The sequence below is a fragment of the Elioraea sp. Yellowstone genome (assembly GCF_006704265.1).
Lineage (GTDB): Bacteria > Pseudomonadota > Alphaproteobacteria > Acetobacterales > Acetobacteraceae > Elioraea.
Window position 1 is genome coordinate 1 of sequence record NZ_VIKA01000188.1, and the last position, 5595, is coordinate 5595.

Annotated in this window: 6 protein-coding genes; all 6 read left to right on the top strand. The window is 73.7% G+C overall.

Annotation, left to right across the window (positions count from 1 at the left end):
- The coding region (gene lptC, locus FK498_RS17000; protein WP_141856659.1) for an LPS export ABC transporter periplasmic protein LptC at positions 1–608 on the top strand (608 nt) is incomplete at its 5' end.
- Positions 605–1513, top strand: a complete 909-nt coding sequence (locus FK498_RS17005) for an LptA/OstA family protein (RefSeq protein WP_141856661.1) — start codon at positions 605–607, stop codon at positions 1511–1513. The genes lptC and FK498_RS17005, both read left to right, overlap by 4 nt.
- On the top strand, positions 1510–2295 hold the full coding sequence (lptB, locus tag FK498_RS17010) for an LPS export ABC transporter ATP-binding protein (protein ID WP_141856663.1): 786 nt from the start codon (positions 1510–1512) through the stop codon (positions 2293–2295). Before FK498_RS17005 ends, lptB begins: the two co-directional genes overlap by 4 nt.
- A 23-nt stretch (positions 2296–2318) precedes the next feature.
- A complete protein-coding gene (gene rpoN, locus FK498_RS17015) occupies positions 2319–3791 on the top strand; it encodes an RNA polymerase factor sigma-54 (protein WP_141856665.1) in 1473 nt (490 codons plus the stop codon).
- 69 nt (positions 3792–3860) lie between these two features.
- A complete protein-coding gene (gene hpf, locus FK498_RS17020; RefSeq protein ID WP_141856667.1) occupies positions 3861–4460 on the top strand; it encodes a ribosome hibernation-promoting factor, HPF/YfiA family in 600 nt (199 codons plus the stop codon).
- Between the two features lie 506 nt (positions 4461–4966).
- A partial coding sequence (locus tag FK498_RS17025) for a hypothetical protein (RefSeq protein WP_202614896.1) occupies positions 4967–5595 on the top strand: 629 nt, incomplete at its 3' end.

Here is a 5595-nt window from a genome sequence, read left to right on the forward strand (position 1 = left end):
AGGCCCGGCTCGGCGCCCTCGCGCGCCGCCGGCTCGCGATCGCGATCCTCAAGCGCGTCCTGCCGGTCGGCGCGCTCGGCGTGCTTGCCCTGATCGCCTTCTGGCCCGAGATCGGCGGGATCGAGGATCGCGTCCGCGTCGCCTACCGCAAGCCCGACAGCGCCGTGACCGACAGCGCGCGTCTCGTCGCCCCCCGCTACACCGGTCGCGACGAGCGGGGCCGGCCCTACGAGCTGGCCGCCGAGGCCGCCGAGCAGCCCTCGGGCGCGACCGCGGTCGCGCTGACCCGGCCGACCGGCGAGATCACGCTCGAGGACGGCGCCTGGGTGACGCTCCAGGCCGAGCGCGGCACGTTTGAGCGCGAGACGCGGCTGCTCGATCTCGCCGGCGAGGTCGCGCTGTTCCACGACGCGGGCTACGAGATCCGCACGGACCGCGCGCGCATCGACCTCGCCGCCGGGCGCGCCGAGGGCGACGCGCCGGTCGCCGCGCAGGGCCCGCCGGGCACGCTCGACGCCGCGGGCTTCCGCATCGAGGAGCGTGGTGCGGTGGTGGTGTTCACCGGCCCCGCGCGGATGGTGCTGGTGCCGGCGGAGGCCCAGCCGTGAGGGTCGCATGGGCGCTCGCGGCGGCGGTCGCGCTGGCCACGCCGGTCGCGGCCCAGGAGCTCGCGCTGACCGGCGAGGGGCCGGTCGAGATCCTGGCCGACGAGGCGATCGAGTGGCGCCGCGACGACCAGGTCGTGATCGCGCGCGGCAACGCGCGGGCGATGCGCGGCACGACCACCGTGTTCGCCGACCGGCTGATCGCGCGCTACCGCGACCGGCAGGGCGCGCCGGCCGCCGCAGCGGCTGCGGGACCGGCGGAGGCGGGGGAGATCTGGCGGCTCCAGGCCGAGGGCAATGTGCGGATCGTCGGCGGCAACGACCGCGCCGAGGCCGACCGGGCGGTCTATGACCTGGACCGCCGGGTGCTGGTGCTGACCGGCCGCGCCCTGTCGCTCACCAACGGCGCCGACCGGGTGACCGCGCGCGACGCGCTGGAATACTGGGCCGAACGGCGCATGGCGGTGGCGCGCGGCGATGCCGTGATCACGTCCGAGAACCGCAGGCTCGAGGCCGAGACGGTGGTGGCCTATTTCGTCCCCGAAGGCACCGCGCCGGCGCCCGCCGGCCAGGCCGCCGCCGGACGCGGCGTGCCCGGCGCCAACCGGCTGGAGCGGGCGGAGGCCTTCGGCGATGTCCGGATCACCACCGCCGAGGAGGTGCTGCGCGGCGATCGCGGGGTCTACACCCCGGGCGACGGGATCGCGCGCATCTTCGGCAATGTCCGCATCACGCGCGGACAGAACCAGCTCAACGGCGCGTACGGCGAGGTGAACCTCAAGACCGGCGTGTCGCGGCTGATGCCGGCGCCGGGCGGCCGGGTCGCCGGCATGATCGTGCCCGAGGAGCGCCGCCCGCCGCCGCCGGCCGACCTGCCGCCGGCTCCGGCCCCGGGGCCACGCCGATGACGCCACCCGACGCCGCGCCCGCGCGCGATCCCGCCCCCCGGCTGCAGGTCCTGCCGGGCGGCGGCGGGCTGGTCGCGACCAATCTGGGCAAGCGCTACAAGAAGCGGCCGGTGGTGCGCAACGTCTCGCTCGCGGTGCAGCGGGGCGAGGCTGTCGGCCTGCTGGGCCCCAACGGCGCCGGCAAGACCACCTGCTTCTACCTGATCGTCGGCCTGGTCCGACCCGACTACGGCCGGATCATGCTCGACGGCGTCGACATCACCGCCCTGCCGATGTATCGCCGCGCCCGCCTCGGCCTCGGCTACCTGCCGCAGGAGGCCTCGATCTTCCGCGGCCTCACCGTCGAGCAGAACATCCGCGCCGTGCTGGAGGTGGCCGAGCCGGACCGCGACCGGCGCGAGGTGCTGCTCGACGAGCTCCTGGCCGAGTTCTCGATCAGCCATCTGCGCCGGACGCCGGCGATCGCGCTCTCGGGCGGCGAGCGCCGGCGCGTCGAGATCGCCCGCGCGCTCGCCAGTCACCCGAATTTCATACTTCTCGACGAGCCTCTCGCCGGCATCGACCCGATCGCGGTGGGCGAGATCCGCGATCTGGTCGCGCATCTGAAGGACCGCGAGATCGGCGTGCTGATCACCGACCACAACGTGCGTGAGACCCTCGAGATCATCGACCGTGCCTACATCCTGCACGACGGCCAGGTGCTGATGGAGGGCAAGCCGCAGGACATCGTCGCCCATGACGGGGTTCGCCGGGTCTATCTCGGCGAGCGCTTCACGCTCTAGGGCCGGCGCGGGGAACGGCGGGCATGGCGATCGGTCCGCGCCTCGATCTGCGCCTCGGCCAGGCGCTGGTGATGACGCCGCAACTCAGGCAGGCGATCCAGCTCCTGCAGTTCTCCAATCTCGAGGTCCAGGCCTGGATCGAGCAGGAGCTCGAGCGCAACCCGCTGCTCGAGCGCGACGACCGGCCGACCGACGAGGCGCCGCCGGCCGCGCCGGCGGAGGAGCTCCCGCCCCTCGGCGATGCGCGCGAGGCGGTGGCGGCCGCGGACGAGGCGCCGCTCGACGCCGATTTCGCCAATGTCTACGACCCCGGCGGCGCCGCCGATGGCGGCTCTGCCGCAGGCGCGGGCGGGCGCGGCGGGCGGACGGATTTCGACGGGGAGGGACGGGATGTCGAGGAGTTCGCGGTCGAGCGGCGCTCCTTGCGCGAGCATCTCGCCGAACAGCTCCGCCTCTCGATCGCCGACCCGACCGACCGGCTGATCGGCGCCTGCCTGATCGCCGGGCTCGATCCCGCCGGGCGGCTCGCGCTCGATCTCGACGCGCTCGCCGGCTCGCTCGGCTGCGCGCGCCTGCGGATCGAGGCGGTGCTGGCGCGGATGCAGCGTTTCGACCCGCCCGGCGTGTTCGCGCGCAGCCTGCGCGAGTGCCTCGAGATCCAGCTGCGCGAGAAGAACCGCTACGACCCGGCGATGGCCGTCCTGCTCGACCATCTCGACCTCCTCGCGAAGCGCGACATGCGCCGGCTGATGGCGCTCTGCGGGGTCGATGCCGAGGACCTCGCCGACATGATCGCCGAGCTGAAGCGGCTCGACCCGAAGCCCGGCGCGGCCTTCGACGCCGAGCCCGCGACCACGGTGGTGCCGGACGTGCTGATGCGCCGCGCCGAGGACGGCGGCTGGATCGTCGAGCTCAATCCCGAGACGCTGCCGCGCGTGCTGGCGAACGGCGCCTACTACGCGCGCGTCGCGGCAGGCGCGAAGTCGCGCGAGGAGAGGGTCTTCATCGCCGAGCACTGGGCGAACGCCACCTGGCTGGTCAAGAGCCTCGCCCAGCGGGCGTCGACGATCCTGAAGGTCGCCTCCGAGATCGTGCGCCAGCAGGATGCGTTCTTCCGCCACGGCATCACCCATCTGAAGCCGCTCATCCTGCGCGACATCGCCACCGCCGTGGAGCTGCACGAGAGCACGGTCAGCCGGGTGACCGCGAACAAGTACATCGCCACCCCGCGCGGCACGCTGGAGCTGAAGTTCTTCTTCACCACCGCGATCGCCGGCACCGGCGGCGAGTCGCATTCCGCCGAGACGGTGCGCTACCGCATCCGCGAACTGATCGCGGCCGAGGACCCGGAGGCGGTGCTGTCGGACGACCAGATCGTCGCCATCCTCAGGCGTGAAGGTGTGGACATCGCCCGCCGCACGGTGGCCAAATACCGGGAGGGCCTCGGCATCCCCTCGTCGGTGCAGCGACGCCGGGAGAAGGCCGTCCCGGCCTGACGCGGCCGCCGCCGCGGCGGGTCCATCCGGCGGGCCGCACGGAGCCCGCCCTGACACAGGGGTCGAACGATGCAGATCACGGTCTCGGGCAAGCAGGTCGATGTGGGGGAGGCGCTCAGGACCTACGTCACCGAGCAGCTTGGGAACATTGCGGCCAAGTATTTCGACTACGCGCTCGAGGCGCAGGTGGTCTTCTCCAGGGCGCGCGCCTTCTTCATGTGCGACATCACCATGCACGCGGCCCGCAACATCGTGCTGCGCGGCGAGGGCGAGGCGCAGGACGCGCATGCCGCCTTCGACGCGGCGGCCGAGCATCTCGCCAAGCGGCTGCGCCGGTACCGCCGCAAGGTGAACGACCATGCGCGCGACCTCGCCCATCGCGAGCGGCCGGAGAAGGTGATGCAGTATGTGCTGAGACCGGAACCTGCCCAGGAGGCCGAGCCGGCGGAGGGCGAGACCATCGAGCTCAACGGCGATCATGCCACGGTGGTGGCGGAACTGCCGACCGAGATCGAGACGCTGACCGTGGGCGAGGCGGTGATGCGGCTCGACCTCGCCGATGCGCCGGTGCTGATGTTTCGTGACCGCAAGACCGGCTCGCTCGCGGTCGTCTATCGGCGCGACGACGGCAATATCGGCTGGATCGACCCTTCGGCGGCGAAGGTGTAGCGGCGACCGGCGCGCATCCGGGAAGAACAGGGGCTCGCTCGCGATCGTGCAGCCGGCGATCGCGCCCGGCCTTGGGCGGAGACCAGCCGGTCGATGAAGGCCTGTCCCCCGGCCGCCTTCCACCATCGCGGCCATATCGATGCCGTTGCGGAACGGAAGCCGGGTGCCGGGGGCGGCCAGCGCGCAGGCGTTCGTGCCGGCCGTCGCGTCCCGCCCCGGCCCCGTGGCGCCGGTCGGGGAGCATTGCGGCCTTGCGATGCGACGGCGCGGCGGCTTCCGAGACTGACCTGCGGGCGCTGCTGCGCCTCGCGCGTGCACCCCGGCTTGCCGCGTGCGCCGGTCGGCTCGGCGGCTGCGGCCTCGCCCGCCTCGGCGCCATGGTGCCCGACCAGCAGCCCACGCTGTTCCTGATCTGCCACATTTCTGATCCGGTTCATTGCCGAGACTTGCCGCCGCGGCCTCAGCGCGTTGCGGGGACGCAATCCTAGCCGGGAAAGGATCCACCGATGGCCTACCGCACGTCCCTGGTCGCGGCAGCGCTCGTGCTGCTCGCGCCTCCGGTCCAGGCGCAGTTGCGCCCGCCCGACTGCGCCGCGCTCGCGGCCTGGGCGCAGGCCGCGGATCGCGCGGCGCGCTGGACGCCGAACGGGATCGGCACGCGCGTCTCGCTCGCCGCCGCCTTCTTCGCGCCCGAGGCGGAACGGCTGTTCGGCAAGCCCGTGCTCGCCTGGACGGCCGAGGAAGCCCGCAGCCTCGTCGCCGTGTTCGACGCCTGCCGGCAGGAGTGGCGCCGGGCCCGGCGCCAGGATGTGATGACGGCGGCGCAGCCCTTCCGCAACGAGGTGGTCGGGCCGATCCCGCGCTACCTCGCCGGGCGCGTCCAGGCCCAGGAGGCCGCGCGCCAGGCGGCCGAGGCGATCGGCGGGGCCGAGCCGTCGCTGCCTCTCCTCGCTTTCGTGCACGGGCTCGGCGCGGCCGCCGGCTCGGCCGAGGGCTATGCCGCGGCGAGCCGGCTCGCGGGCCAGGTGCAGGGACCGGCGGGCGGGCCGGCGCGCGGCTTCGTCACCGCCTTGCGCGGCCTGCCGACCGCCGAGATCGAGGCGGCGATCGCGCCGCTCTCGGGGCGGCTCGAGGC

Excerpts from the sequence above, each read along its gene's own strand:
- lptB (WP_141856663.1), top strand. The coding sequence starts at position 1,510 with ATGACGCCACCCGACGCCGCGCCCGCGCGCGATCCCGCCCCCCGGCTG.
- rpoN (WP_141856665.1), top strand. The coding sequence starts at position 2,319 with ATGGCGATCGGTCCGCGCCTCGATCTGCGCCTCGGCCAGGCGCTGGTG.
- hpf (WP_141856667.1), top strand. The coding sequence starts at position 3,861 with ATGCAGATCACGGTCTCGGGCAAGCAGGTCGATGTGGGGGAGGCGCTC.